The organism is Bradyrhizobium huanghuaihaiense (assembly GCF_007830635.1).
Lineage (GTDB): Bacteria > Pseudomonadota > Alphaproteobacteria > Rhizobiales > Xanthobacteraceae > Bradyrhizobium > Bradyrhizobium huanghuaihaiense.
Map to the genome: position 1 here is coordinate 79,656 of NZ_VLLA01000005.1, position 25,370 is coordinate 105,025.

The window sequence follows — 25,370 nt, forward strand, 5'->3', positions numbered from 1 at the left end:
CGGGCCGTTGTTTGAGGATGATCTTTCCGGAAAACGTTGTGTGCCCTTCCGGATGACGCCTCAGCAGCTCTTCTGCTGCAAGTGCTGGATGCAGGTGCAGGTCGTCGACGTCGACGAATACTTCACGTCGTAGTACGGAAAGCTCGACGAGGTCGGGCTGTTCGTCGAGCAGCGCGGGAACAGGTAGTAGCTGTCGCTCAGCTTCACGGTGCCGGCGATGGTGTAGCCGAGGTTCGTCGTGTAATTATAGCTAACCTCGCTCAGAATGAGCGAGATGTTCTTGTTGCTGGGATTGTTCGGGTCAGGTGCGGTGAACGAGGACAAGGTCATCGGGTCCCCCTTCTTTCTCGCCGCCGACGTATTGGTCGACTCGCTCCATTGCACGGTCGCGTTTCCACTGCCGTCGGTGGAGACTTGAGACACCGTGATCGTAATCAGCGAAGCCCCGCTGGAATCCTTGACGGCATAAGGCGCCATGATCGCCTGCGCCGAGCCGAGAATGGCTTGCATCCGGGATGTGCTGAGCGACGTGTTCTGCGTGACCATGTCGGCGACACTGTGCGCGGTGGCGCTGACCTTGACGTTCATCGCCAGCCCATTGCCGAGCTCGACGCCGCCGACGTAGAGCACCAGCATGAACGGCGCCACAATGGCGAACTCCGTCGCGGCAACAGCGCGGTCGTCGACTAGCAGGCGCCGAGCGCGAGACGACAAGGCGGCGATCATCAGGAGGCTCCTGGCTCGTTCTGGAACGCGGCCGACGACGTGAGCAGCCGATTGCCGGTCGAAAGGTTCGAGAGGTTAAAACCGAGCGGCCCGAGCATGACGGGCCATACGTACATCACCCGGAGAACGACGATGTCGCCGGCATCTCCCGGATTGTATTGCCAGGTGTTCGTGACGGCTCCCGAAGCGTCGAAGGTCAAGGTCGGCATGCCCGTATTGGCGCCGGACCACGAATTGGCCACCTGCAGGTCAACCATCAGACCACTGCAGGTGAACAGAATCGAGATCTGGTCGCAGACCTTCTGCTTGAAGGCGGCCTGGGTCATCTGCGCAGACTGCACCTGCCCGGTCATGACCAGGCGCGCGGATTGACGCGCGATGTTTTCGAGCAGCTGTTGGGCAAAGAAGACGAGGAACGTCTGAAGGAGCGCGATGATGAGGGCGAGGAACGGCGCGGCCACGAGCGCGAATTCGACGGCCGTGGCGCCCCTGCTGTCGCGCGCGAAAGCAGCGCAGCGATGGCGGCGTCTCTTGGTTGTTGCAACGTCCGGACCGGTCATGGCGTTTCTCTACTGCACCAGGCTGGCCGTGCTGGACGCGACCTTGATGAACAGGTCCGTCAAGGCCGCGGAAATATCGCCGCCGGTCTGAACACTTTTATAGAAACCAGGCGAGGCGCATGCCTGGAGGTTTTGCGCAATCTTGCCGGTTGAGGAAGTAGGCTGGTCGTACTTGTCGATCCAGGTCATGTACCAGTTATCCGTTTTCTGGATACCGGTGGCGGAATTGGCGATGAGCTGCAGATACTCGGTGTAGAGGACGGCGATCTTGATGCCCCGGTTCTTGATGGTCGTGCACATCGTCGTGTCGAGCGGCTGCTGGCATCGACTGTTGGAGGCGAAGCTCGCGTTGGGGCAAGTCGCGGAGATCTTGTCTTCGACGCCGTCGGTGACAAGGAACACCACTTCCTGCGGCGTATCTCCCGACGCGTTGCTGCCAAGCCCGGGCGTGGGCATGATGTCGTTGATGCTTTTGAGCGCGCCGGCGATATCCGTGCCGTTGTCGGTCTTGCAGTTGGTCGTCGGAACGACGCAGTTCTGGTAGGCGACCGGCATCAGCGAGATGTTGTTGACCTGGCCTCCGGCGAGGCTCGGGGTGGTCAGCTTGGCCAGTTCGTTCAAAGTCAGGTCGAACGTATAGAGCGCCGCTTTGTAGGTGGTGTTGTTCAAGGCCGCCATGCACTGCATGACGCCGCCCGAAATGCCCGACTGCGGGCAGTTCGACCACGTATTGAGCAACTGGTTGACGGCACTCGTCACGAGATCGATCCGCAACTTGATATTGTTGGATCGTGCGATCGCGAGGTTATCCTTGGTCCCGCCGTCGTGAGCGATATTGGTCTGATGACAGGCGAAGCCGCAGTTCTGCGAGGCCGCCGCTGTCTGGTACGCGGGGGCGGTGTACTTGATGAGGTTGCTGATGTCGGTCGTGGTCGCGCCGATGCCCATGGACGGCGAGTCGTCCATCAGCAGATAGAAATTCATGTTGGGCGCGCTGGACGCCTTTGCCGTCGCCGAACCGCCGATTTGCCAGGTCTGCTTGCCGAGCACGCCGGGGAAATTGTTGACCGAGCCCGCCGTGTAGGACACCGTGATGCTGCGCGAGAGCCCGGAATCGGTGACCGTGATGGTCGGCGTCGGCACCGCCGCCAGACCGGAAAGATTGGCCTTCGCTGCGAACACGGCTGCTGCGGTCGCCTTGACGACCGTGGCGTCGCTTTGAGTCAGCATCGCCGGCCGCACGGCGGCGATCGCAGCCGCGTCGGCGGCCGCGTTCAATTGCTCGCGCTTGCGCAAGGCCAGCGTGTAATCCAGCGTCATGCCCAGGAGAAAGATGATCGGAACCATCATCAGCGCGAAGATGATGGCGACATTGGCCTTCCGGTCTCTGGCGAAACGAAGCACTGCGCGGCGGAGCATTGCCCTGAACCCTGATTGCCGTCGTTGCGGCAGCGACACATCCCTGAACTGGTGTGATTGGGGCGGATTGAGGGGTTTTCAGCCCATTCCTCGCCTGATCACGGGCGGACTATGAGGATGGGCTTCTTAATCAACGCTTACGGGCAATCCATAAACATGGACCGCAACAAATTGAGATGTGTCTTATTGAGAGGGCATCATTAACGCCAATTAAACAGGTTCCCGGAGATTGCAGCGATGGGGTGCAGGGACGCGTAATACGAGCGGCCCCCCGCGGTCGCCGGGCGGCTTCGAGGCGCGCATCAAGGACATGGCGGTATGGGGACGCCGGACGTGCCCCAATTGATTGCGTGCCGAAACGCGAGGCGCCTCCGCGCAGGCGGAGATCGAGGTCACTTCGCTTCCTTGTTCAATTCGATTGCGACCTCCGACATCCAGGAGCCCGGAGCTTCCATCAGGAAGGACTGATGCGTGGCCTTGGTCTGGATCGTCACCAGCGCGGCCACCGTGTTTCCTTCAATCCGGGCCTCGATCAGGCCATCCCTGTTCGTGCCGTAGACCTTGCCGCCCTGGCGGTACTCGCTTTCGAACCAGTTTCCCGAAAGCTCCGTCCCGCTCTGCTCGATGTTGGCGGACAGCGCCATCTTGTACGCATCGCTCGCGCAGCGCAGGTCCAGTGTCAGCGACCGTCCGGGCCGCGTGACGTTGTACGCCACCTTGCAGCGAACCTTTTCACGCGGGCCGTCCGACGGCTTCATGGTGCCGGTGCCCGACCATGCGCCGGCCAGGCTGTCGAACACCTGCTCTGCCTGCAACGGGCTCGCGCCGACGAGAACAAGACAAACCACGCCGACACCGATACGCCCGGCCATGGACTTCAATAGCATCTGCCAATCCTGATCCGTAAAATCCGCGCGCGTCCTAAGCGTGAACAGCCGCGAGATGTTGGCGAAGATGTTTACAAATGTTGCGGAGATTGCCCGAACGTTGCCGCGCAGGGGGATTGCCGCCTGGCACGTTCGCTATGACGATGTTGAGGCGGGCATGCCCCAAACCACGCTCGCGTGCCCCGGACGCAGCGCAGCGCCCCGGCGATGCAAAGCATCGTCCGGTGCGGTGCGCTGCAGAGCCGGGGCCCATGTCGCTGAATGATTGCGTGGCCTTCTGGATCCCGGCTCTGCGCAGCAGCGTTTCACGCTGCAGCGCGTCCGGGACACGAGCGTGAGTGACAGCCGGGCCTCACGGCCTGATCGTCATATTCTCCGGCGGGCCGGCCTTGCGCAGCGGTTCGGCCAGCCGCGCGAACTCGCAGAGCAGCGAGCGCGTCTTCCGGGGGTCGATGATCTCCTCGACCCAGAATTTCTCGGCCGAGCGGAACGGCGAGCGCAGCTTGTTCAGCCGCTCCTCGATCTCCTTCAGTTTCGCGCCCTTGTCCTCAGCCGCATCGATGTCGGCGCGGTAGGCCGCTTCAATGCCGCCCTCGAGCGGCAGCGAGCCCCAATAGGCCGACGGCCAGGCGTAGCGGATCGAGAAGCGGTCGGCCGGCTGATGCACGACACCGGCAACACCGAAGGCGTTGCGCAGGATCACGGTGCACCAGGGCACGGTGGTCTGGTTGACCGCGGCCATGGCGCGGACGCCGTGACGGATGGTCGCCGCCTTCTCGGCATCGAGGCCGATCATGAAGCCGGGGCAGTCCATGAGATAGACGACCGGCAGATGGAAGGTCTCGGCGAAGTCGACCCAGCGCACCACCTTCTGGCAGGCATCCGCCGTCCAGGAGCCGCCATAATGAAAACTGTCGCTGGCGAGCACCAGCACAGCCCGGCCCTCGAGCCGCGCAAGACCGACAATGATCGGCTTGCCGAAGTTCTTCGCGACCTCGAAGAACGAGCCCTTGTCCACGACCGACTCGATCGGGCGCATCTTGTAGACCTGCTTGCGGTTGCGCGGCACCGCGTTCATCAGCGCTTCGTCGCCGCGCTCGGGACTGTCCGCGCAGGGCAAGGTCGGCGGCAGCTCGTAGACCGACGACGGCAGGTAAGAGAGGAACCGGCGCGCGCAGGCGAACGCCTCCTCTTCGGTGTCGACCGCATGATCGACCGCGCCGGCGCGGGTCTGGATCTCGGCGCCGCCGAGCTCCTCCTTCGAGAGATCCTGCCCGAGCGCCTTCACCACCGGCGGGCCCGCGACGAACATCGCGGACTTCCGCGTCATGATGGAATAGTGACTGGCGGCAAGACGCGCCGCGCCAAGGCCTGCGACCGAGCCGAGGCCGAGCGCGACCACGGGCACGCGCGACAGGTTCTCCGTCGTGAAGCGGTACCAGCGCGTGCCGCCGATGCCGCCCGGCAGATTCGCCGCGCCCTTGGTCTCGATGGTCTTGACCGAGCCGCCGCCGCCGGAGCCTTCGATGATGCGGACGATGGGCAGGCGGAAGTCGTGCGCCATCTCCTCCGCCATCAGCGGCTTGGCGGAGATCGACGCATCGGCCGAGCCGCCGCGCACGGTGAAATCGTCGCCGACCACGACGACGGTTCGGCCGTCGACGCGCGCGCGGCCAAACACGCAGTTCGCCGGCGTCAGTTTCTTCAGATCGCCGCTGGTATCGTACTCACCGATGCCGGAGACGGCACCGATCTCGTGAAAGCTGCCCTTGTCGATCAGCTTGTCGATACGCTCCCGAACAGTCAGCCGGCCCTGGTCATGCTGTCGCTTGACCTTGTCAACGCCGCCCATCTCCCGCGCGAAGGCTTCGCGCCGGGCGAGCTCGTCGAGTTCCGGCTTCCAGTTCATTCACTCCCTCCGAATTGATCGGCTTGTTATTGTTGTGCACGGCCATTGCGACCGGTTTGCGCGAGATGCGGTTGGGGAAGACGTCGCCTTCCGCGCCCTCCATCAGGCTCCCGAGCGAACGGCCGAGCGCGAGCATGAGCGGAGCGACCTCGTCATGCAGACGCTGCTCGTCATACATCGCCGAGAGAAGGCCGATCGTGATGACGACGAAGGTCTGATATTGCGGCGACCAGATCGGCACAGCGAGGCCGTTGATGTGCGGGCTCCACAGGCCGCAGGCCACGACATAGCCGCGCTCGCGCAGCGACTGCCGGTGAGCCTCGATACGAGGCTTGAGGATTTTCGCAGCCTCGGGCGCTTCGCGCTCCATCTCTGCGATGAAGGCATCGCCGACTTCCGGCGACAGCGCCGCAGTGTAGGCCGCGCCCGCAGCGGTCGAGGCCATCGAGATGCGGCTGCCGGTGCCCTCATGCAGGCCGAGCGCGGAAGCCGAGCGCGCGAACTGGAGATAGACGAGATGGAAGCGGTCCGGCACGACGAAGCCGACCGTGCCCGGCAGCTGCTCGGCGACTTCCTGCAGCCGCTGGCGGATCATGCTGCGCAGCTGCGCGCCCTTCATCATCGAGGCGCTCATCGCCACCGCGCTCGGGCCGATGCGATATTTCTGATCGCGCGGCAGATAGACGAGCTGGCCCATGCGCGTCAGCGTGTGCGTGAGCCGCGACACCGTCGAGCGCGGCAGGCCGCAGCGATTTGAAATCTCGAGATTGCCGAGCCGCGCCTCGTGGCCCTCGAAGCATCGCAACACATCGAACGCGCGCGACACCACCTGGATGACATCACCCTCACCGGCTTCGCCAGCGAGCGCACCTTGCCTACTCAACCGCTCCGATCGTCGTCCCATGTTCCCTACTTTGTTTGTTCCGCTCTGCGGAATTAAATTCCACTTGCAGACGACGCTACCTCAGGCATTTTGCGACGACAACAAAAAGGCGATGGCATGCCAGAAATTAAGATCGTCACGGAGGTCGCCGGTCGCATCTGCGCAACTCCCGTGCAGGTTGGAGGAACCGTCGCGGATGGTGACGACGTTGTGGTCGTCGAAGCGATGAAGATGGAGATCCCGGTGCCTTCGCCCGCGAGCGGAACGATCACATCGCTTCTGGTGAAGCTCGACGATCTCGTCGCCGAGGGACAGGCGATCGCGATCGTCGCGAACTGACTGCATTATCCCAGGCTTCCGCGACAATCTGTCAGTCACATTCCTGCATGCGCGGTACGGCGTTGCCATCGCCTGATGCGAATGACATGATCCGATTCAAACAAAACCTTGTTTCAAACAAAGAAAGAAAATCCTCGCGGCAAAGCGCGGATCATTGGAGGGAAAACATGTTTCGTGGGCTGCTCATGCTCGCGCCTGCCCTGGTGGGGGGCCTTTCTTTTGCGTCTACACGCTATGCATTCGCCGAAGATACCAAGCTGCCGGCGACATTGACGTTCACTGCCTATGACACCGGCACCGCCGGCTTCAACATCGCGGTCGGCGTCGGCAAGATGATGAAGGACAAGTACAGCACCGACGTGCGCGTGCTGCCGGCCGGCAACGACGTCGCCCGCCTCGCGCCGCTACGCGCCAAGCGCGCGGCCTCCGCGGCGATGGGATCGGGCACCTATTTCGCGCAAGAAGGCGTGTTCGAGTTCGGCGCCAAGGAATGGGGACCGCAGCCGCTCCAGATCCTGCTCTCCACGGTCGATTGCAATTGCGGTTCGCTTGGCGTCGCTGCCGACACCGGTGTGAAAGAACTGAAAGACTTGAAAGGCAAGCGCGTCGGCTTCGTGGTCGGCTCGCCCGCGCTGAACCAGAACTCGCTCGCCGTGCTCGCCTTCGCCGGCCTGACGCAGAAGGACGTCAAGGCGGTCGAGTTCGCAAGCTACGGCGCGATGTGGAAAGGGCTGATCAACAACGACGTCGATGCCGCCTTCGGCACCACCATCACCGGCCCCGCCAAGGAAGCCGAGACCTCGCCGCGCGGCCTGATCTGGCCGCCGCTGCCCGCCAAGGACAAGGAGGGCTGGGCGCGGATGCAGAAGGTCGGCTCGTTCTTCTTTCCGCAGGTCGCGACCTGCGGCGCCGGCATCTCGCCGGACAAGCCGGTCGAGCTCGGCAACTACCCGTACCCGATCTTCGTCGCCTACGCCTCGCAACCCGCCGACCAGGTCTACGCCATCACCAAGGCGATGATCGTCAATTACGACGCCTACAAGGACTCCGCCCCCGGCGCCGGCGGCCTTGCCGCCGACCGCCAGACCAAGAACTGGGTGGTGCCGCTGCATCCCGGCGCGGTGAAGGCGATGAAGGAAGCCGGGCAATGGTCTGACGCGCAGGACGCGCACAACAACAAGCTGTTCAAGCGGCAGGAGGTGTTAGCTGCCGCCTGGACAGACTACGGCAAGTCCAATCCGCCCTCGGACGAGAAGGCTTTCCTGGATGGCTGGATGAAGGCGCGCGCCGCGGCGCTGGCCAAGGCCGACATGCCGAACGGGTTCGACTGATCGTTAGACCTGCCTGCCGCAGATCGTTTTGAGGAGAGCGCCGATGTCAGAGACTGCGGCAGCGCCGGCGAAGAAAATTGAGTTCGAGGATCCGCATCTCGGCGCCGCCGCCGATCTGCAGGAGGCCGAAGTCACGCGCGTCCGCACGCTGAAGGGCGCGTGGCGCTGGGTGCTGATGGCGGCCACGGCGGCGACCATTCTGTTGTGTGTGAACCAGCAATTCTCGCTGCGGTTCTTCATCGACTACACCCAGCTCAACACCGAATATTTCTATCTGCTGATCGCGTTGATGCTGCCGTTCACCTTCCTGATCTTCCCGGGATCGGAGAAGGCGCCGCTCGACCGCATCCCCTGGTACGACCTTCTGCTGTTCGCGGCCACCTTCGGCTCGGCGATCTGGCTCATGCTCAACATCCGCAAGGCGGCGCAGCTCGGCTGGGAGTTCGACGGCGCGCCCGCCAACGTGATCGCCCCCGGGCTCGTGATGTGGTTCGTGCTGATGGAAGCATTGCGCCGCACCGGCGGCTGGAGCCTGCTGCTCAGCGTGCTGCCCTTCACGCTCTATCCGCTGTTCGCGGATTCGAGCTGGCTCGGGCCGTTCCGCGGCACGCAATCGACGCTGCAGCAGACCACCTCCTATCACATGCTCTCCGGCGAGAGCCTGCTCGGGATTCCCATTCAGGCTTTCGCCGACACCGTGATCGGATTCCTGGTGTTCGGCACCGCGCTGATGATGACGGGTGCGGGAAAGTTCTTCATCAACATCGCCTTTGCGATGTGCGGCACCTTCCGCGGCGGCGCGGCGAAAGTCTGCGTGTTCGCCTCCGGCCTGCTCGGCACCGTCGGCGGCAGCATCGTCTCCAACGTGCTGACCGCCGGCACGATGACGATCCCGGCGATGAAGAAGACCGGCTTCACGCCGTCCTATTCCGGCGCGATCGAGGCCTGCGCCTCGACCGGCGCGGTGCTGGCCCCGCCCGTGCTGGGCGCCACCGCGTTCGTGATGGCGCAGTTCATGAACACGGGCTATGCCGACGTCGCGCTGGCCGCGACCATTCCCTCGATCCTCTACTATGTCGGCCTGTTCGCGCAGGTCGACGCCTATGCCGCCCGGCACAAGCTGAAGGGCCTGCCGCGCGCCGAGCTGCCGCGGTTTTGGGACGCCTTCAAGGACGGCTGGTACTATCTCTTCGTGATCGTCGTGCTCGTGGTGATGCTGCTCTACTTCAAGCGCGAGAGCCATGCGCCGTTCTATGCCTCCGTGCTGCTGGTGATCCTGCACCAATGGTCGGGTCCGGCGCGCTGGAAGCTCGGCAACACGCTCGTCCTCGCCGGCTCGATCGCGGCGACGGCTGCGATGTTCTGGTTCGGCGTGCTCAACGCTGCACTGTGGGGCATGTGCCTTTTGGCGGCGCTGAACGAATTCTTCCCCGGCAAGAACTGGGGCGGCGCGCGCTGGCTGCAATTCCTCGAGCTCAACGGCAAGACCTTCGTCGAGCTGATCGCGATCCTCGCCGGCTGCGGGCTCCTGATCGGCGCCTTCTCGCTCACCGGCGTGATCTCGAGCCTCGCCAACGACCTGCTCAGCATTGCCGGCGGCGACGCCTTCCTGCTGCTGATCATGTGCGCCATCACCAGCCTGATCCTCGGGCTCGGGTTGACCACGACCTCCTGCTACATCTTCCTCGCCATCCTGGTCGCGCCCGCGCTGGAGAAGCTCGGGCTCAACAAGATGGCCGTGCACATGTTCATCTTCTACTGGGGCATGCTGTCTTCGATCACCCCGCCGGTGGCAATCGCCTCCTTCGCGGCGGCCGGTATCGCCGGCGCGCCCGCGATGAAGACGGGCTGGGAGAGCATGTGGGTCGGAAGCATCATCTACTTCATTCCGTTCTTCTTCGTGCTCAATCCGGCGCTGCTGCTCCAGGGCCCGAATCCGTATCTGGAGGCGTTCGGGCTGACGGGACTTGCCTGTTTCGGCATTCTCTTCATCTGCGGCGGCATCCAGGGCTACCAGTCCTTCGTCGGGGACTTGCGCGGCGCCGGGATGCTGGAATGGCCGATCCGCGTGCTGCTGGTGATCGGCGGCTTCGTGGTAGCAACCCCGGGCGGCGGCATCATGCCGTTGTCGCAGATGCAGGTGACGCTGCTCGGCCTTGCCATCCTCGCGCCCACGATTGTGATCGCGCTGTTGCTGGTGCGGCGGCAGTCGGCCCTGCCGAACGGGTTGCGCGTACCCTGATTGCGTTGCACAAGAGAGGCGATGAAACCGCAATCGCCTCTCGCCACCGCCTGGACCCGTTCGAAGCCGCCTTTGCTGCGGTTTCTGGACAATTGTCTCAGCGAATTCTCGGCCGAAACGTCAGGCCATGTGGCCGATTACATTCCCGAACTCGGCAAGGCCGATCCTGCCTATTTCGGCATCAGCCTCGCCACACTGGATGGGCATGTCTATGAAGTGGGCGACAGCCGGGTGCCCTTCACCATCCAGTCGATGTCGAAGCCGTTCGTGTTCGCGCTGGCACTGGACCTGCTGGGCGCGAGCAAGGTCGAGAGCGCAATCGGCGTCGAGCCGTCGGGCGATCCCTTCAACTCGATCCGGCTCAATTCCGACAACCATCCGTTCAACCCGATGGTCAATGCCGGCGCGATCGCCTGCACCGGGCTGATCTACGACAGCAAGGGCACGGAGGCCTTCGAGCAGATCCGGCTCGCCCTCAGCCGTTTTGCCGGTCGCGATCTCGCCGTGGATGAAGCGGTCTACAACTCGGAGAGCCAGACCGGCGACCGCAACCGCGCCATCGGCTATCTGCTCAAGACCAACGCCGTGATCTCCGACAACGTCGCCGCCGTGCTCGACGTCTATTTCCGGCAATGCGCGGTACTGGTCACCGCGCGCGACATCGCGGTGATGGCGGCAATCCTCGCCAATCGCGGCGTCAACCCCGTCACCGGCGAGCAGGTGATGACGCCATACGCGATCTCGCGCACGCTGTCGGTGATGACGTCGTCGGGCATGTACGACTATGCCGGCGAATGGATCTACCGGATCGGCATCCCCGCCAAGAGCGGCGTCGGCGGCGGCATTCTGGCCGCCCTGCCCGCGCGTCTCGGACTCGGCAGCTATTCGCCAAAGCTCGACAAGCACGGCAACAGCGTGCGCGGCATCAAGGTCTGCGAGGCGCTGTCCTCGCACTACGATCTGCACATGCTCAACCGCAGCGACGACGCGCGCAACGCGGTTATTGCTGACTACGACATCGGCAAGAGCCCGTCCCGACGCGTGCGCCGGCTGCAGGAGCGCGAGATCCTCGCCGCGCACGAGCAGGAGGTGCGGATCATCGAGCTGGTCGGCACGCTGTCGCTGTCGGCGGTCGACTATGTCTCGCGCCGGCTCGCGGGCCGGCCGCGGCCGCAATTCGTGATCTTCGACCTCCACCGCGTGACCTCGACCACGCGCGCCGGCGCGCGGCTCGTCGCCGAAGCCTTCGAGGAATTGGCCGCGCTGAATGTCACCGTGGTTCTGTCAGGCGTCCGGCGCGCCTCCAAGGAGTGGGACAGCTTGCGCGAATGGACGGCGGAGCTGAAGAACGTGCGCGACTTCTACCTGCTCGACACCGCGATCGAATGGGCCGAAGACCAGATCGTGTACCGCTATGGCGGCTCGATCGACTTTCACGAGACCACCGAGCTCGCCGAACAGCCGCTGCTCGAGGGCCTCAGCACGGAAGAGCTGGCCGAGCTCGGCGCGATCTGCACCGTCAGGACCTATCAGTCCGGCGCAAAAATCCTCTCGACCGGCGATCCCGCCGACGCCCTGTTCTTCCTGCGCAGCGGCGCCGTGCATGTCACGCTGCCCGACGGCGTGCGGCTCGCAACGCTGACCGCCGGCATGGCGTTCGGCGAAATGGCGCTGCTGGAGCAAACCCGCTCGGCCGACGTCTTCGCCGACATGGCGGCGACGGCGTTCGAAGTGCCGCTGAAAGATTTCGAGCGCTTCCGCAAACAGCATCCACGCGCCAGCGAGTGCATCATGCGCAACCTCGCCCGGCTGCTGGCCGATCGCCTGCTCGTCGCGAATGCGAAGGTCGATATTTTGACGTCGACGTGAGCCGTGCCTCAGCGGCTCGCGGCTTCGCTCAGCCGCCGCTTGATCTTCGCCGCGCTCGCTTCGAGCAGTTCGGACGGCTTCTGGCCGGTCGCCGCGCACAGACAGGCCCAGTAGTAGATGACGTCGCCGAGCTCGTCGACGAGACCCGCCTGATCGAGCCAGTTGTCGCGCAGCAGCTTCTTGATGTGGTCGGCGACCTCGCCGGATTCGCCGGCAAGGCCGAGGCCGAGATAGGACAGCCGCTCGTTGGACGGATGCTCGTCGACTTTCGCAACGCTCGCGGCCCAGGCCGCATATTCATCGATCGTCATGAGCATTCCTCGCCGCTTGTGTCGGATCAGCCCACCACTTCGGTGACGGGCTGGAGATCGATCTCAAAGGTCTCCAGGAACTTTGACGTCATGATGTAGAAGCCGACCGAGAGCTGCAATTCAACCAGTGCGGCCGGCGTCAGCTTCGACGCGATCGCCTTGAAGGTCGCATCCGTCGGCTTGTTCAATTTCACGATCTCGTCTGTGAAGGCGAGTGCCGCCCGCTGCACATCGTTGAAACAGGTCGCGGCCTGCCAGTTCTCGAGCGCCTCGTTCTGCTCGTCGGTGACACCGACATTCTTGCCGATGCGCTTGTGCGCGACGATCTCATACGGAGCCTGGCACAGGATACCGGTGCGCGTGATCGCAAGCTCGCGCACGACCGGATCGAGCTCGCCCTTGTGCCTGATCGCGCCGCCAAGACGGCAGTACTGCTCAAAGTAGCTCGGCGAGTGCGCCATCATCCGGAAGATGTTGGCGTGGCGGTTCTTGTCGAGGATTTCGCGGGTGCGGTCGGATGCCTTGGACGGGTCGCTGTACTGAATGCGGGCCATGATTTTCCTGAAGTTTTCCCTGATCTTTTGATGCTTCTTGTCGCCACCGGCGAGAGCTCCCTGAAACTGTAATTGCGAGCGGACGCAGGAGCAACATCATCGAGTCAAAATGCCGCCGCATTGCTGATCGACCCTGACACAGTCGATATTCGCCGCGTGGGGACAAATCGCGGCGGATACTCGCAAGGGGTGTTCCGAGTAAAAACAATTGGCCGTCTTGCGCGCTCGCCGCGCAACGATGAGTCACGCCCAAGTCTAGGGAGAGAACGGCATGAAGGAAGCCACCAAGGGGGCGGCCTCGGGAGCGCTCGCGCATATGCTGGCGGTGACGGCGATGCTCGTCATCGCCAGCATCTTGTTCTACGGGCGTTGAGTAAAGCGTAGTAAGCGTGTTTTCGTCATTCCGGGGTGGCTCTCGCACAGGCCAGGCCCAGAATACCCGTTCCAGGTTCGGTCCCTCAGACCGCCCCCGAATGACGGATTCCACTATTCGTCGTGTAGCCCGGATGGAGCGCAGCGCAATCCGGGAAAGTCCATCCGCAAGGTGAGAACCCCGGATTTCGCTGCGCTCCATCCGGGCTACAGCGTACCAATCCCACTATTTCTCCTTGGCAAAGTACGGCACGAGCGTTCCGGCGAACGGCTTGAAGCTCGCGACAACCGAATCGCCGATGGCGAGTCCGTTGTCGCCATGCGCCATCATGCGAAAGCCCTCGGCACAATCGACCAGCAGGATGTTGTAGGGCACGTGCGCGCGCGTCTCGGGCGTTGCGGCGCGACAGACCAGCGAGGTCGCGTACACCCTGCCCTTGCCGCTGGCGCGCGCCTCGGGCGGATCGGACGCTCCGCAGGCCGCGCAGAAAGCTCGGTGGAAATACTGCACATGACCGCACGAGGTACAGGCCTGGTAGGTGATGGCCCCTTCGCCCTTGGTCCAATCGGCGATTCGCTTGCTCATCGCACCCGCTCCAGAAACATGCTGACATGGGACGACAGCACGCCGCCGTCGCCGTGCAAGAGCGCGATCGAAGCATCGTGCACCTGGCGATTCGCCGCCCGCCCCGTCATCTGCAAATGCGCCTCGACCAGATGCGCCATGGCGCCGCCGACACCGCAATGGCCATAGCTGAGCAGGCCGCCATGGGTGTTCAGCGGCATCGCGCCGTCGCGGCCGAAATGGCCGGCGCGGACGCGGGCGGCCGCTTCGCCGCGGCCGGCAAGGCCGAGATCCTCCAGCAGCATCGCGAGCGTGATCGTGAAACTGTCGTAGATGGCGGCGTAGCGCACGTCTGATATCGCAAGGCCCGTAGCTTCCTTCGCACGGGCGATGGAGATCTCGGCGCCGAGCTCGCTGAGGGCGGGTGCGGCGGTGACATGCTGATGTGTGTGAGCCTGCGCGCAGCCGCGGATGCGGACGCCCGTCTCCCCGGTTCGCGCGCGGCTGATGACGAAAGCCGCGCCGCCGTCGGACACCGGGCAGCAGTCGAGCAGTTTTAAAGGCATCGCCACCGGCTTCGAGGCCATCACGTCGGCGACCTCGATGGGATCGTGAAATTGCGCGCCGGGATGGGTGCAGGCGTGGCTGCGCATCAGCACGGCGAACTCGGCGAGGTCCTCTTCGGTCACGCCGTATTCGTGCATGTACCTGTTGGCAACGAGGCCGTAATAGGCGGGAATGGTCGGGCCCAGCGGCACCTCGTAGTCGGGATGACCGACCTGCGCCAGCGCCTGGATCGAGGCATCGCGGCTCTGCCCGGTGAGGCGGTTCTCGCCGGCAACGACCAGCACATGCTTTGCGACTCCGGCCTCGACCAGATGATGCGCGAGCATCGTCATCGCGAGACCCGTGGCACCGCCGACCTGCACGGCGTGGGCGTAGGACGGGCGAATGCCAAAATGCTCGGCGAACACGGTGGCGAGCATGATGTGGGGCGAGACGGTGGAGTAGCCGCAGAGCACGCCGTCGATCTCGGCGCGCTTCAGCCCGGCATCGTCGAGCGCGGCTTGCGCGGCCTTGCTCATCAGGTCGAGGGAGGACGAGCCTTCGTGCTTGCCGAAGGGCGTGAGGCCGACGCCGGTAATGAAGCTCATCGTCTCTCCTCCTCGTCATTCCGGGGCGGCCCGAAGGGCCGAGCCCGGAATCCATCGCGCGGCGTGTGCGGAGGATAAATGGATTCCGGGCTCGCGACTTCGTCGCGCCCCGGAATGACGGATGAGAGAGCCATCGCCATCCCCCCTACTCGGGCGCCGAACGCGTGACGCCGTCGCGGACCATGGCGGCGATCTCGTCCTGGGAGTAGCCGATCTCTCCAAGAATCTCCGCGCCGTGCTCGTTGAGCCGCGGCGCGAGCCGCACCGGCTCGGCTTCGGTTTCCGACCAGGTCGCCGTCACCTTCATGCTGCGGATCGGACCTTCGGTCGGATGGGTCACGACCGGGAAGAAGCCAGTCGCTTCCAGATGCTCGTCGTGCAGGATCGAGGCGAGATCGTGCATCGGCATCACGGGCACGTCGGCCTTGGTGAGCAGCTCGATCCATTCCGCTGTGGTGCGCGTCTCGAAGATGCGCGCGAGCTCGGCATAGACGACGTCGATATTGGCGGCACGGCCTGCGAAGGTGGCGAACTTCGCATCGGCGCGCAGATCATCGCGGCCCGTCGCCTTGAAGAAGTTCTCCCACTGCTTGTCGTTGTAGACGATGACGCTGAGATAGCCGTCCGATGTCTTGTAAGGCCTGCGGTCGCGAGAGAGGTGGCGGGCATAGCCGCCCTTGTCGAGCGGCGGCTCATAGGTGAGCCCGCCCATGTGGTCGCCCATGACGAAGCCGGCCATGGTCTCGAACATCGGGATGTCGACACGCTGGCCGCGCCCGGTGCGGTCGCGGTGCACGAGGCTGGCGCAGATGGCGCCGACCGCGGTGAGGCCGACGATACGGTCGACCAGCGCGTTCGGCACATAGCGCGGCACGCCGTCGCCGGTCTGCGCCATCAATGCGGGAAGCGCCGTCGCGCCCTGGATCAGATCGTCATAGGCGGGCTTTGCGGCATAGGGCCCGTCCTGGCCGAAGCCGAACACCCCGGCATAGACGAGGCGCGGATTGATCTCGGAGACGACGTCATAGCCGAGCTGCAGTCGCGCCATCGCCTGCGGACGGACGTTGTAGACGAGCACGTCGGCGTCCTTCAGCAGGCGCAAAACGGCTTCGCGCCCTGCGGGCTTCTTCAGGTCGAGGCAGATCGAGCGCTTGCTGCGGTTGGTGTTGAGGAACACCGGGCCCATGCCGGCATGGCGCATCGGGCCGATCAGGCGGGTGACGTCGCCGTCGAGCGATTCCACCTTGATGGCGTCAGCACCATAGTCGCCGAGCATCTGGGTCGCGTAGGGCCCCATCAGCACGGTGGTCATATCGATGACCTTGATGCCCTTCAGCGGCCCCATCGTTCGCTCCCGATTGCGCGGGCTCTGGAAGCGGCCCAGCGATTTCGGTCCAGCTAAAGACAGGGACGCCGCGCGCGCAAGGGCGGCCGGGGTATGGCCGCATGCGCCGCGCGGCGACATCGGCTGCTATTTCTTCTGGCGGGATTCCCGGATCTTCAGGAGCCGCTCGAGCTCGTCATTCTGCTGGTTGATGCGGTCGGCGATCCGCGACTCGTTCTGCTCGCCGGAGGCCGCCGCGGCCTGCTCGATGAGCTGGCGGATATTGTCCTCGAGGATCGCAATGCGATCGTTCAGTGCTTCGAGAGAAAGTGAATCTTCGTAGGCATTGCTCATGATGCTTTTCCGCAATCAATCAGGAGCGTTAAGGTGGGCAAAGCGAAGCGTGCCCACCTTGATCTAGCGCAAGGAAAAAGGTGGGCACGGCGCCAGCGCGCCTTTGCCCGCCCTACGAGAGCCTATTTCAGTGGCTCGAGCACCGAAACGTAGTTGGCGACGGCCGCACCGCCCATGTTGAAGATGCCGCCGAGTTTGGCGTTCTTGAGCTGCATGCCCTCGGGCGCCTGGCCGGCGAGCTGCATCGCGGTCATCACATGCATGGAGACGCCGGTGGCGCCGATCGGGTGGCCCTTGGCCTTGAGGCCACCGGACGGATTGACCGGCAGCTTGCCGTCCTTCAGCGTCCAGCCTTCCTTGATGGCGCGGGCGCCCTGCCCCCTCGGCGTCAGGCCCATCGCTTCGTACTCGATCAGCTCCGCGACGGTGAAGCAGTCATGGGTCTCGACGAAGGAGAGATCGGTGAGCGCCACCCCCGCCTTCTCCAGCGCGCGCTGCCAGGCGACCGTGCAGCCCTCGAACTGCAGGATGTCGCGCTTGGACATCGGCAGGAAATCCTGGGCATGCGCGGTGGCGCGGAAGCCGATCGACTTGCTCATGGCCTTGGCGGTCTCGGCATCGGCCAAAACCAGCGCCGCGGCGCCGTCGGAGACCAGCGAGCAGTCGGTGCGCTTCAGGGGACCGGCGACGAAAGGATTCTTCTCGCTCTCGGCGCGGCAGAAATCGAAGCCAAAATCCTTGCGCATCTGGGCGAAGGGATTGGCGACGCCGTTCTTGTGGTTCTTGGCCGCGATCAGCGCCAGCGCATCGGACTGGTCGCCGTATTTCTGGAAGTAGGAGCTGGCGATCTTGCCGAACACGCCGGCGAAGCCGCCGACCGTGTCGCCGTCCTCGGGCAGATAGGAGGCCTTGAGCAGGTTCTTGCCGATCTCCGGCCCCGGCGTGCGGGTCATCTGCTCGACGCCGACGACCAGCACAATCTTGGCCGCACCTGCGGCGATCGCGCGCAGGCCCTGGTGCACCCCGGCAGAACCGGTGGCGCAGGCGTTCTCAACGCGGGTCGCGGGCTTGAAGCGCAGTTTCGGGTCGGCCTGGAGCACCAGCGAAGCGGTAAAATCCTGCGGCGAGAAGCCGGCGTTGAAATGGCCGAGCACGATCTCGTCGACGTCGGAGGCGGAAATGCCGGCATCCGCCAGCGCCTCATTGGCAACGCGGGTGACGAGGCTTTCGACGGTTTCGGTGTCGAACTTGCCGAACGGCGTATGCGCCCATCCGACGATGCTGGCGGTCATGGTCTCTTCTCCCTGGCGTCTTTCACCTGAGCTAAGTCTTAGCCCAGGGATGGCAAGACTTCACGCAGGTTTAAGGGCCTGGAGGCTGCGCTGGCAGATGGCAGTTATGCCGGCCCAGTTCCCGGCCCTGATCTCCGCCGTCGGACACAGCCAGGAACCACCGACCGCCACCACATTGGGCTCGGCAAGCCAGGTCGCCGCATTGGCCTCGCCGACCCCGCCGGTGGGGCAGAACCGCACGTTCGGGAACGGGCCGCCGAGCGCCCGCAGTCCCTTGATGCCGCCGGCCTGCTCGGCCGGGAAGAATTTTGCCACGTCGAAGCCGTGGGACAGCGCCAGCATCAGCTCGGACGCCGTGGCAATGCCCGGCGCGAACGGCAGGGAGCTGTGGGCTGCGGCCTTCAGGAGATCGGGGGTCAGGCCCGGGCTGATGCCGAACGCAACACCGAGCTTCTCGACACGGGTGAAGTCGGCCGGATTGAGGATCGTGCCGATGCCGACGACCGCCTCGGGCACCTCGGCCATCATCGCCCGCGCCGCCTCGATCGCAACGGGGGTGCGCAGGGTCACCTCCAGCGTGCGGACGCCGCCGGCAACCAGGGCACGCGCCAGCGGCACGGCGTCCTGGATCCGCTCGATGGTCAGGACGGGAATGACGGTCGCGGCCTTGAACAGTGCGACGAGGTGGTTCTGTTGGGCAGTCGTGGGCATCTCAGGGATCTTTTCGTTTCACTTGGTCGCTTGACGCGTGGGCGCAGCCCGGTGCCGCTTCTTCGGCGGCATGGCATAGCCCGGAATGATGGCGCCGGGATAGCAGATCACGAGGCTGGCGAGACGATGGCCGGCCTGGGCCGCCTCGACCGGCTCGGAACCCCCGAGGCGAGCCGCGATATAGGCCGCGGCAAAACTGTCGCCGGCGGCGGTGGTGTCGACCACGGGCTTGGTCATGGGCTCGGCGCGGACCTCGTGGGTCCCACCGGGGAAGCGCAAGAGGCTCACCGGCTCGGCCAGCCGGAACACCAGCTCGGGCGTCGGAATGCGTGCCATCAGCTGCTCGTGGCTTTCCCCGGGCCAGAGCGCGAGCAGGTCCTCGGTCGAGGTCAGCACGATGTCGGCCGCCGCGAAGGCCGCGGCAAACACCTCGCGCGCGACGTCGCGATCGGGCCAGCCGCGGGCGCGGAAATTGGTGTCGAACACGAAGCGGGTGCCGAGCAGGCGCGCGCGCTTGATCGCCGCGAACAGGCGATCGCGTCCGGCCTGATCGTAGATCGAGAGCGTGATCGCAGAGAGATAGACGATGTCGTAGCTCATCAGCGAGTTGAGCAGCTCGTCGGTCTCCGGCAGGCTCATCAGCTGGCGCGCCGCCGCACTGTCGCGCCAGTGGAAGAACTGGCGCTCGCCCTTGGCATCTAGCTGGATCATGTAGAGGCCGGGCAGCTTGCCCGGCAGCCGCACAACGCGCCGCGTGCCGACGCTCTCCGCATTCCAGGCCGCGATCATCTCATCGCTGAGCGCATCGTCGCCGAGCGCGGTGAGATAGTCGACCTTGACCTCGAGCCGCGCGAGATACACGGCTGTGTTGAGGGTGTCGCCGCCGAAGCCGCGCGAGTACAGGCCACCGCCCTGCCCGGCAGATTGCCCACCCTGGGCCTGCCGGAGCTCGACCATGCATTCGCCGATGCAAGCAACGCTCGCCATCGTCATATCCACGCTGTTCATCTGATAGCTCAGGCGACGAAGTTGCCGCCAAGCTCGTCTTCGATGTGAATGCGGATGATATCGTCGAACGTCTGCTCCGCGGTGGTGAAGCCGAGCTCGCGCGAGCGCTTAGCATTGAAATTGCGCGGCCAGCCGCCGACGATGCCGACGATGAAGGGATCGGGCTCGCGCTTGATGCGGGCGGCGACCTTGTCGCCGGCAACCCGCTTCAAGGCGGCGATCTGCTCGCCGACGGTGGCGGACAGGCCCGGCATGGTCAGGTTGCGGCGCGGACCGACGGTGGCGAGGTTCATGGTGCCGGCGTGGAGCAGGAAGCCGACCGCGGAGCGCGGCGTGGCGTGCCAGTGGCGGACGTCCTCGGAGACCGGGAGCACCGCTTCCTTGCCGGCCAGCGGCTCACGCAGGATGTTGGAGAAGAAGCCCGATGCCGCCTTGTTGGGCAGGCCGGGCCGGATGCAGATGGTCGGCAGGCGGATGCCGATGCCGTCGAGAAAGCCGCGGCGTGAGTAGTCGGCAAGGAGCAGTTCACCGATCGCCTTCTGGGTGCCGTAGCTGAGCAGCGGGGTGTGGAAGAACTCGTCGCCGATCGCATCCGGGAACGGGGCGCCGAACACCGCGATCGAGGACGTGAACACCACCCGCGGCTTGTAGCCGCCGCCGACGAGGCGGATGGCGTCGAGCAGCATCCGCGTGCCGTCGAGATTGATGCGGTAGCCCTTGTCGAAATCGAGCTCGGCCTCGCCCGAGACGATGGCGGCGAGATGGAAGATCGCGTCAGGGCGGCCGGCGATCAGCTTCTCGGCCGCGCCCGGCACGGCGAAATCGCCCGACACCGTCTCGACGGGGAAACCGGCCTTCTCCGGCTTCTTCGGCTCGACCACGTCATGCATGGTCAGCTTGGTGATGTCGCTCTTGCCGAGCCGGCCGTCGCGCAGCAGCCGTTCACAGAATTTGCGGCCGACCATGCCGGCGGCGCCCAGAACCAGAATGTGCAAGAGCTTAACTCCTTCTTATTGGCCGGAACGCGCCGCTCCTGACGCGCCCTCAGGCAAGCCCCGCGATCATTCCTTCACGGCGCCGGTCATCGCCGACACATAATGCTCCACGAAGAAGGCGTAAAGGATGACGAGCGGCAGCGAGCCGGCCAGCGCCCCCGCCATCAGCGAGCCCCAGCGGTAGATGTCGCCGTCAACGAACTCGTTGACGATCGCCACCGGCACCGTCTTGTTGCTGGTCGATTGCAGGAATGTCAGGGCGTAGATGAACTCGTTCCAGCACAGGGTGAAGCAGAAGATGAAGGCCGAGATCAGGCCGGGGATCGCGAGCGGCAGCACGATCTTGATCAGGATCTGCCAGCGGCTCGCCCCGTCGATCAGGGCGCATTCCTCGAGCTCGAACGGGATGGTCTTGAAATAGCCCATCAACAGCCAGGTCGAGAACGGGATCAGGATGGTCGGATAGGTCAGGATCAGCGCCAGCGGCGAATCGAACAGGCCGTACTGGAACACGACCGTGGCGAGCGGAATGAACAGGATCGACGGCGGCACCAGATAGGCGAGGAAGATCAGCCCGCCGACGAGATTGGCGCCCTTGTAGCGCAAGCGCACGATGGCGTAGGCCGCGAATACAGATGCGACGATCGAAAGCACCGTCGCACAGACGGCAACGTACATCGTGTTCCAGAGCCAGTGCGGGTAGTAGCTCTCGAACAGCAGCTTGTGGAAGTGCTTGAACGTCGGATTCCAGGTCCAGAACGGATTGTACCTGTCGAGATCGAGCAGTTGCTCGTCGGGTTTCACCGAGGTCAGCGCCATCCAGTAGAACGGGAACAGCAGGACGATGACGATGATCGCGAGCGGCAGATACAGCGTCACCAACCGGCGCGGCACCGACTGCAGATAGCTCATGCCCTCGCTGTGATCGGCCGTGGGCGCCGAGCCCGACAGCACATTCTTGAGATCGATGGATCTGGTGGGCAGGTCAGTCATTGCTCTCTCCCTGCTGCCATTTCCGGCGCTGCAATCCGAACCAGGACACCATGATCGCGGCAAGCAGGAACGGGATCATCGCACTGGAGATTGCAGCGCCTTCGCCGAGCTGCCCGGCGATGATCGCGCGCTGGTACGACAGGGTCGCCATCAGATGGGTGGCGTTGACCGGGCCGCCGCGGGTCATGGCCCAGATCAGCTGGAAGTCGGTGAAGGTGAACAGCACCGAGAAGGTCATCACGACAGCGATGATCGGCGTCAGCAGCGGATAGGTGATGTACCGGAAATTCTGCCAGCGCGTGGCGCCGTCGAGCGTTGCTGCTTCATAGAGCGACGGCGACACCGTCTGCAGGCCTGCAAGCAGCGTGATCGCCACGAACGGCACGCCGCGCCAGATATTGGCGAAGATCACGCAAATGCGTGCCCAGGTCGTGTCACCGAGGAAGTTGATGTTCTGGTTGATCAAGCCGAGGTGCTTCAGCGACCAGGAGATGATCGAGAATTGCGAGTCGAAGATCCACCAGAACGCCAGCGCAGAGAGCACCGTCGGCACGATGAAGGGGATCAGGACCATCGCGCGCAACATCGCCTTGAATGGCATGTTCTCGTTCAGCAGCAGCGCGAGATAAAGCCCGATCGCGAATTTGAGGGCGCTGGCGACGAAGGTGTAGAGCAGCGTGTTGAACACCGACAGCCAGAAGATGGAATCGTCCCACAGCCACTCATAGTTCTCGGTCGCGACGAAGTGCCCGACCCTGCCGATGCGGGTGTCCGTGAAGGACAGCCAGATTCCGAGCCCCAGCGGATAGGCCAGGAAGAAGATCAGGAACGCCATGGCCGGCACCATGAACCAGAAGCCGAGCCAGTTGCGATTGTGTTTGAGCTGGGTCCAGGCGTTGTCCTCGCTCAACTGAGGCTTGGCCCGGGGAATTGCGACATCAGCCATGCCCGATATCCCTGATCGAAATGTTGATGAGCGGGCGGCCGGATGGCCGCCCGCCCCGTGACCGTCAGCGATAGATTCGCTTCAGCTGGCGCTCGGCTTCCGCCATCGCGCCCTTCGCATCCTTGGCGCCGGTGCAGTAGTTGGCGAACATGTCGACGACGATGAAATCGGCGATCGCGGTCGCCGCCTTCTCACCGACCGTGCCGATGCCGGCCGCCGGCAGCGTGCGCTTGGAGGCCTGCGAGAACACGGCGTTCTTGGGATCGGCGGTCCAGATCGGCGCCGACTCGTAGGCGTTCAGGGTCTGCGTCAGATAGCCCTGCGCGCCGTCCAGCCACTTCTCGTAGTTCTCCTTCTCCAGCATGAAGGCGACGAAGGCCTTCGATGCGTTCGGATATTTGGTGAAGTTGAAGGCGAGGATCGGCAGCGCGAGCTGCAGCTCGGTCGGCTTGCCGACCGGTCCGACCGGCCAGAGCGCGTGATAGGTGTCCTCGGTGAGCTCCTTCTTGGTCGCGTCGGTCTTGGCGGCCACGTAGATCGAGATGCCGTTCGCCGTGCAATAGAGCTCGCCGGCGAGGTACGCCTTGTTGTTGGAAGAGTCGTTCCAGGACGCCGTGCCCGGGATGAAGCTCTCATACAGCGCCTTGCAATACTCCAGCGCCTTTGCCGTCTCCGGCGAATTGATGATGATCTTGTCGTTCTGGTCGACCGTGTAGGCGCCGTGGCCCCAGAGCACCCAGTGCAGCCACGAATTGCCGTCGCCCGAGGCATGGCCGAGCGCGAAGCCGGCCGGCGTGTTGTTCGCCTTGAGCGCCTTGCACATCTCGAGGAAGCCGGGGAAGTCCTTCGGGAATTCCTTGAAGCCGGCCTTGTCGAGCGCCGACTTGCGGTACGTCATGTAGCCGCCGTTGGTCGCGACGGGAATGCCGAGCCAGTCGTCGCCAAGCTTGCAGGTCTTGGCCGCCGCATCGGTCCAGCCGCCGTATTTCTTGCCGAGATAATCGGCAACGTCGTTCATCTTCAGGACTTTGGTGGGGAACAGCTGCGGCAGCGTGTGCAGACCCCAGGCGAGATCGAGCCCCGAGCCGGTGTTGGCCGCAACCGAGGCCTTCGGCTGCACGTCCTCGAAGGACTCGCTGAACACGTTCATCTCGGTGCCGGTCGCGGCCTTGAACGCCGCCACCATCTGGTTGAACGCATCGTCTTCCGCCGGCACGAAGCGCTTCCACCGCATCACGGTCAGCTTGGCGCCCGGCTCCGCCTTCCAGGGCGCGCTCTGCGCCCAGGCCCTGGCGAAGTCGAACAGTGCCGGCCCGGTCAGCATGCCGGTGGCAGCCAGAGCCGTTCCGCCCTGAAGCAGAGACCGGCGGGTAAAGTCTTGCATGTCGTCCTCCCTGTAATGCTTTTTGTTGTCTTATGACTTGTCGTCTTGTGCGCTAAGCATTCATGCGCTTGCCCGTCGCATCGTCGAACAGATGCACCAGCGACGGATCGGGCTTCAGCCGCACCTTGTCGCCCGGATTGAATTGGTGACGCTCGCGGAAGACTGCGACGACCTGCTCGCCGCCGAGCTTGGCGAACACCTGCGTCTCCGAGCCGGTCGGCTCGACCACGATGATCTCGGCCTCGGCACCGTCGTCGGCGATGGTGAAATGCTCGGGCCGCACGCCGTAGACCGCGGGACGGCCGTCGGAGGCCGCAGGCGCAGTCTTGAGCGGCAGCTTGACGCCGTTCGGTCCCTCGAAGGTCGCAACGCCGTTGACGCGCACATGGCCCTTGAGGAAGTTCATGGCGGGCGAGCCGATGAAGCCGGCGACGAACTGGTTCTCCGGCTTGTCGTAGAGCTCGAGCGGCGTGCCCATCTGCTCGACGATGCCGTCATGCATGACGACGATCTTGTCGGCCATGGTCATGGCCTCGATCTGGTCGTGGGTGACGTAGACGGTGGTCGTCTTCAGCCGCTGGTGCAGCTCCTTGATCTCGGTGCGCATGGCGACGCGCAGCTTGGCGTCGAGGTTCGACAAGGGCTCGTCGAACAGGAAGACCTGGGGATCGCGCACGATGGCGCGGCCCATGGCGACGCGCTGGCGCTGGCCGCCGGAGAGCTGGCGCGGATAGCGATCGAGCAGCGGCGACAGCGCGAGGATCTCGGCGGCGCGCTTGACGCGCTTGTTGATCTCGTCGGAGCCGGCATTCCGCAGCTTCAGCGAGAAGCCCATGTTGTCGGCGACCGTCATGTGCGGATAGAGCGCGTAGTTCTGGAACACCATCGCAATGTCCCGCTCCTTGGGCTGGACATTGTTGACAACGCGGTCGCCGATCGAGATCGTGCCGGAGGTGATGTTCTCGAGGCCTGCGAGCATGCGCAGAAGCGTCGACTTGCCGCAGCCGGAGGGACCGACCAGAACGACGAACTGGCCGTCCTCGATCGGAATCGTGACGCCGTGCAGGACTTCAAAATTGCCGAACGATTTCCGCACGTCGCGGATTTGCACAGACGACATCTAGCTCCCTCCTCCGACTCAGGCGACGCAACTCTGGCGCCGCCACCGTCTTGTTTTTCCGAACTTCGCCGAACGAAGCCCACGCTATAGCAGGCGACATTGTCGGCAGTTTGTGCGGCTTT

The 25,370-nt window shown here is 64.3% G+C and carries 24 protein-coding genes; 4 read left to right on the forward strand and 20 right to left on the reverse strand.

What is annotated here, in order from left to right; translation table 11 throughout:
- Nucleotides 1–60: 60 nt before the first annotated feature.
- The 6 genes from IQ16_RS13105 to IQ16_RS13130 all read right to left on the reverse strand — a co-directional run bounded on the left by IQ16_RS13105 (nucleotide 61) and on the right by IQ16_RS13130 (nucleotide 6,405).
- A complete protein-coding gene (locus tag IQ16_RS13105; protein WP_018645737.1) occupies nucleotides 61–726 on the reverse strand; it encodes a TadE/TadG family type IV pilus assembly protein in 666 nt (221 codons plus the stop codon).
- On the reverse strand, nucleotides 726–1,286 hold the full coding sequence (locus IQ16_RS13110) for a TadE/TadG family type IV pilus assembly protein (protein ID WP_018645736.1): 561 nt from the start codon (nucleotides 1,284–1,286) through the stop codon (nucleotides 726–728). Before IQ16_RS13110 ends, IQ16_RS13105 begins: the two co-directional genes overlap by 1 nt.
- A 9-nt stretch (nucleotides 1,287–1,295) precedes the next feature.
- A complete protein-coding gene (locus IQ16_RS13115; protein ID WP_018645735.1) occupies nucleotides 1,296–2,705 on the reverse strand; it encodes a TadE/TadG family type IV pilus assembly protein in 1,410 nt (469 codons plus the stop codon).
- A 392-nt stretch (nucleotides 2,706–3,097) separates the two neighbouring features.
- Nucleotides 3,098–3,592 (reverse strand): hypothetical protein, encoded by a 495-nt coding sequence (locus tag IQ16_RS13120; RefSeq protein WP_026312424.1) that lies wholly within the window; start codon nucleotides 3,590–3,592, stop codon nucleotides 3,098–3,100.
- A 352-nt stretch (nucleotides 3,593–3,944) separates the two neighbouring features.
- Nucleotides 3,945–5,501 (reverse strand): acyl-CoA carboxylase subunit beta, encoded by a 1,557-nt coding sequence (locus IQ16_RS13125; protein WP_145831500.1) that lies wholly within the window; start codon nucleotides 5,499–5,501, stop codon nucleotides 3,945–3,947.
- The gene (locus IQ16_RS13130) at nucleotides 5,431–6,405 is read right to left on the reverse strand and encodes an IclR family transcriptional regulator (protein ID WP_026312423.1); all 975 of its coding nucleotides are present in this window, start codon (nucleotides 6,403–6,405) and stop codon (nucleotides 5,431–5,433) included. The genes IQ16_RS13125 and IQ16_RS13130 overlap by 71 nt, the downstream gene beginning before the upstream one ends.
- A gap of 96 nt (nucleotides 6,406–6,501) precedes the next feature.
- Between IQ16_RS13130 and IQ16_RS13135 the strand changes: the two genes are divergently transcribed.
- The 4 genes from IQ16_RS13135 to glsA all read left to right on the forward strand — a co-directional run bounded on the left by IQ16_RS13135 (nucleotide 6,502) and on the right by glsA (nucleotide 12,165).
- Complete coding sequence (locus tag IQ16_RS13135) at nucleotides 6,502–6,723, forward strand: acyl-CoA carboxylase biotin carboxyl carrier protein subunit (RefSeq protein WP_018645731.1); 222 nt, start codon at nucleotides 6,502–6,504, stop codon at nucleotides 6,721–6,723.
- A 167-nt stretch (nucleotides 6,724–6,890) separates the two neighbouring features.
- Nucleotides 6,891–8,054, forward strand: coding sequence for a TAXI family TRAP transporter solute-binding subunit (locus tag IQ16_RS13140; RefSeq protein WP_018645730.1), 1,164 nt, complete (start codon nucleotides 6,891–6,893; stop codon nucleotides 8,052–8,054).
- A 43-nt stretch (nucleotides 8,055–8,097) separates the two neighbouring features.
- A complete protein-coding gene (locus IQ16_RS13145) occupies nucleotides 8,098–10,296 on the forward strand; it encodes a TRAP transporter permease (protein WP_208751636.1) in 2,199 nt (732 codons plus the stop codon).
- 21 nt (nucleotides 10,297–10,317) lie between these two features.
- Nucleotides 10,318–12,165, forward strand: coding sequence for a glutaminase A (glsA, locus tag IQ16_RS13150; RefSeq protein WP_018645728.1), 1,848 nt, complete (start codon nucleotides 10,318–10,320; stop codon nucleotides 12,163–12,165).
- An 8-nt stretch (nucleotides 12,166–12,173) separates the two neighbouring features.
- Here glsA and IQ16_RS13155 read toward each other — a convergent pair whose 3' ends face one another.
- From IQ16_RS13155 to IQ16_RS13220, 14 genes are all read right to left on the reverse strand, one after another.
- A complete protein-coding gene (locus tag IQ16_RS13155) occupies nucleotides 12,174–12,476 on the reverse strand; it encodes a nucleoside triphosphate pyrophosphohydrolase family protein (protein WP_020608014.1) in 303 nt (100 codons plus the stop codon).
- 26 nt (nucleotides 12,477–12,502) lie between these two features.
- Entirely contained in the window at nucleotides 12,503–13,030 is a 528-nt protein-coding gene (locus IQ16_RS13160) for a carboxymuconolactone decarboxylase family protein (protein ID WP_018645726.1), read from the reverse strand.
- A gap of 598 nt (nucleotides 13,031–13,628) precedes the next feature.
- Nucleotides 13,629–13,988 carry a Zn-ribbon domain-containing OB-fold protein gene (locus IQ16_RS13165; protein WP_018645725.1) on the reverse strand — a complete coding sequence of 120 codons (360 nt, stop codon included), beginning with the start codon at nucleotides 13,986–13,988 and terminating at the stop codon, nucleotides 13,629–13,631.
- Entirely contained in the window at nucleotides 13,985–15,121 is a 1,137-nt protein-coding gene (locus IQ16_RS13170; RefSeq protein WP_018645724.1) for a thiolase family protein, read from the reverse strand. Before IQ16_RS13170 ends, IQ16_RS13165 begins: the two co-directional genes overlap by 4 nt.
- Nucleotides 15,122–15,266: 145 nt before the next feature.
- Nucleotides 15,267–16,466, reverse strand: a complete 1,200-nt coding sequence (locus tag IQ16_RS13175; protein ID WP_145831501.1) for a CaiB/BaiF CoA transferase family protein — start codon at nucleotides 16,464–16,466, stop codon at nucleotides 15,267–15,269.
- Between the two features lie 126 nt (nucleotides 16,467–16,592).
- A complete protein-coding gene (locus tag IQ16_RS13180; protein WP_018645722.1) occupies nucleotides 16,593–16,799 on the reverse strand; it encodes a hypothetical protein in 207 nt (68 codons plus the stop codon).
- A 122-nt stretch (nucleotides 16,800–16,921) separates the two neighbouring features.
- Complete coding sequence (locus IQ16_RS13185) at nucleotides 16,922–18,091, reverse strand: acetyl-CoA acetyltransferase (RefSeq protein WP_018645721.1); 1,170 nt, start codon at nucleotides 18,089–18,091, stop codon at nucleotides 16,922–16,924.
- Between the two features lie 60 nt (nucleotides 18,092–18,151).
- Nucleotides 18,152–18,802 (reverse strand): bifunctional 4-hydroxy-2-oxoglutarate aldolase/2-dehydro-3-deoxy-phosphogluconate aldolase, encoded by a 651-nt coding sequence (gene eda / locus IQ16_RS13190; protein ID WP_018645720.1) that lies wholly within the window; start codon nucleotides 18,800–18,802, stop codon nucleotides 18,152–18,154.
- 18 nt (nucleotides 18,803–18,820) lie between these two features.
- Nucleotides 18,821–19,789, reverse strand: a complete 969-nt coding sequence (locus IQ16_RS13195; RefSeq protein WP_026312422.1) for a sugar kinase — start codon at nucleotides 19,787–19,789, stop codon at nucleotides 18,821–18,823.
- Between the two features lie 29 nt (nucleotides 19,790–19,818).
- Nucleotides 19,819–20,805 carry a D-erythronate dehydrogenase gene (denD, locus tag IQ16_RS13200; protein ID WP_018645718.1) on the reverse strand — a complete coding sequence of 329 codons (987 nt, stop codon included), beginning with the start codon at nucleotides 20,803–20,805 and terminating at the stop codon, nucleotides 19,819–19,821.
- Nucleotides 20,806–20,871: 66 nt separating this feature from the next.
- The gene (locus IQ16_RS13205) at nucleotides 20,872–21,798 is read right to left on the reverse strand and encodes a carbohydrate ABC transporter permease (RefSeq protein ID WP_018645717.1); all 927 of its coding nucleotides are present in this window, start codon (nucleotides 21,796–21,798) and stop codon (nucleotides 20,872–20,874) included.
- Entirely contained in the window at nucleotides 21,791–22,744 is a 954-nt protein-coding gene (locus IQ16_RS13210) for a carbohydrate ABC transporter permease (protein WP_051123041.1), read from the reverse strand. Before IQ16_RS13210 ends, IQ16_RS13205 begins: the two co-directional genes overlap by 8 nt.
- 64 nt (nucleotides 22,745–22,808) lie before the next feature.
- Nucleotides 22,809–24,128 carry an ABC transporter substrate-binding protein gene (locus IQ16_RS13215; protein WP_018645715.1) on the reverse strand — a complete coding sequence of 440 codons (1,320 nt, stop codon included), beginning with the start codon at nucleotides 24,126–24,128 and terminating at the stop codon, nucleotides 22,809–22,811.
- A gap of 52 nt (nucleotides 24,129–24,180) precedes the next feature.
- Nucleotides 24,181–25,248: an ABC transporter ATP-binding protein gene (locus IQ16_RS13220; RefSeq protein WP_018645714.1), complete on the reverse strand. Its 1,068-nt coding sequence runs from the start codon at nucleotides 25,246–25,248 to the stop codon at nucleotides 24,181–24,183.
- Nucleotides 25,249–25,370: the final 122 nt, after the last annotated feature.

Bases quoted from the DNA above. Each gene is read 5' to 3' on its own strand.
- IQ16_RS13105 (WP_018645737.1), bottom strand. From the start codon at position 726: ATGATCGCCGCCTTGTCGTCTCGCGCTCGGCGCCTGCTAGTCGACGAC.
- IQ16_RS13110 (WP_018645736.1), bottom strand. From the start codon at position 1,286: ATGACCGGTCCGGACGTTGCAACAACCAAGAGACGCCGCCATCGCTGC.
- IQ16_RS13115 (WP_018645735.1), bottom strand. From the start codon at position 2,705: ATGCTCCGCCGCGCAGTGCTTCGTTTCGCCAGAGACCGGAAGGCCAAT.
- IQ16_RS13120 (WP_026312424.1), bottom strand. From the start codon at position 3,592: ATGCTATTGAAGTCCATGGCCGGGCGTATCGGTGTCGGCGTGGTTTGT.
- IQ16_RS13125 (WP_145831500.1), bottom strand. From the start codon at position 5,501: ATGAACTGGAAGCCGGAACTCGACGAGCTCGCCCGGCGCGAAGCCTTC.
- IQ16_RS13130 (WP_026312423.1), bottom strand. From the start codon at position 6,405: ATGGGACGACGATCGGAGCGGTTGAGTAGGCAAGGTGCGCTCGCTGGC.
- IQ16_RS13135 (WP_018645731.1), top strand. From the start codon at position 6,502: ATGCCAGAAATTAAGATCGTCACGGAGGTCGCCGGTCGCATCTGCGCA.
- IQ16_RS13140 (WP_018645730.1), top strand. From the start codon at position 6,891: ATGTTTCGTGGGCTGCTCATGCTCGCGCCTGCCCTGGTGGGGGGCCTT.
- IQ16_RS13145 (WP_208751636.1), top strand. From the start codon at position 8,098: ATGTCAGAGACTGCGGCAGCGCCGGCGAAGAAAATTGAGTTCGAGGAT.
- glsA (WP_018645728.1), top strand. From the start codon at position 10,318: ATGAAACCGCAATCGCCTCTCGCCACCGCCTGGACCCGTTCGAAGCCG.
- IQ16_RS13155 (WP_020608014.1), bottom strand. From the start codon at position 12,476: ATGACGATCGATGAATATGCGGCCTGGGCCGCGAGCGTTGCGAAAGTC.
- IQ16_RS13160 (WP_018645726.1), bottom strand. From the start codon at position 13,030: ATGGCCCGCATTCAGTACAGCGACCCGTCCAAGGCATCCGACCGCACC.
- IQ16_RS13165 (WP_018645725.1), bottom strand. From the start codon at position 13,988: ATGAGCAAGCGAATCGCCGATTGGACCAAGGGCGAAGGGGCCATCACC.
- IQ16_RS13170 (WP_018645724.1), bottom strand. From the start codon at position 15,121: ATGAGCTTCATTACCGGCGTCGGCCTCACGCCCTTCGGCAAGCACGAA.
- IQ16_RS13175 (WP_145831501.1), bottom strand. From the start codon at position 16,466: ATGGGGCCGCTGAAGGGCATCAAGGTCATCGATATGACCACCGTGCTG.
- IQ16_RS13180 (WP_018645722.1), bottom strand. From the start codon at position 16,799: ATGAGCAATGCCTACGAAGATTCACTTTCTCTCGAAGCACTGAACGAT.
- IQ16_RS13185 (WP_018645721.1), bottom strand. From the start codon at position 18,091: ATGACCGCCAGCATCGTCGGATGGGCGCATACGCCGTTCGGCAAGTTC.
- eda (WP_018645720.1), bottom strand. From the start codon at position 18,802: ATGCCCACGACTGCCCAACAGAACCACCTCGTCGCACTGTTCAAGGCC.
- IQ16_RS13195 (WP_026312422.1), bottom strand. From the start codon at position 19,789: ATGGCGAGCGTTGCTTGCATCGGCGAATGCATGGTCGAGCTCCGGCAG.
- IQ16_RS13205 (WP_018645717.1), bottom strand. From the start codon at position 21,798: ATGACTGACCTGCCCACCAGATCCATCGATCTCAAGAATGTGCTGTCG.
- IQ16_RS13210 (WP_051123041.1), bottom strand. From the start codon at position 22,744: ATGGCTGATGTCGCAATTCCCCGGGCCAAGCCTCAGTTGAGCGAGGAC.
- IQ16_RS13215 (WP_018645715.1), bottom strand. From the start codon at position 24,128: ATGCAAGACTTTACCCGCCGGTCTCTGCTTCAGGGCGGAACGGCTCTG.
- IQ16_RS13220 (WP_018645714.1), bottom strand. From the start codon at position 25,248: ATGTCGTCTGTGCAAATCCGCGACGTGCGGAAATCGTTCGGCAATTTT.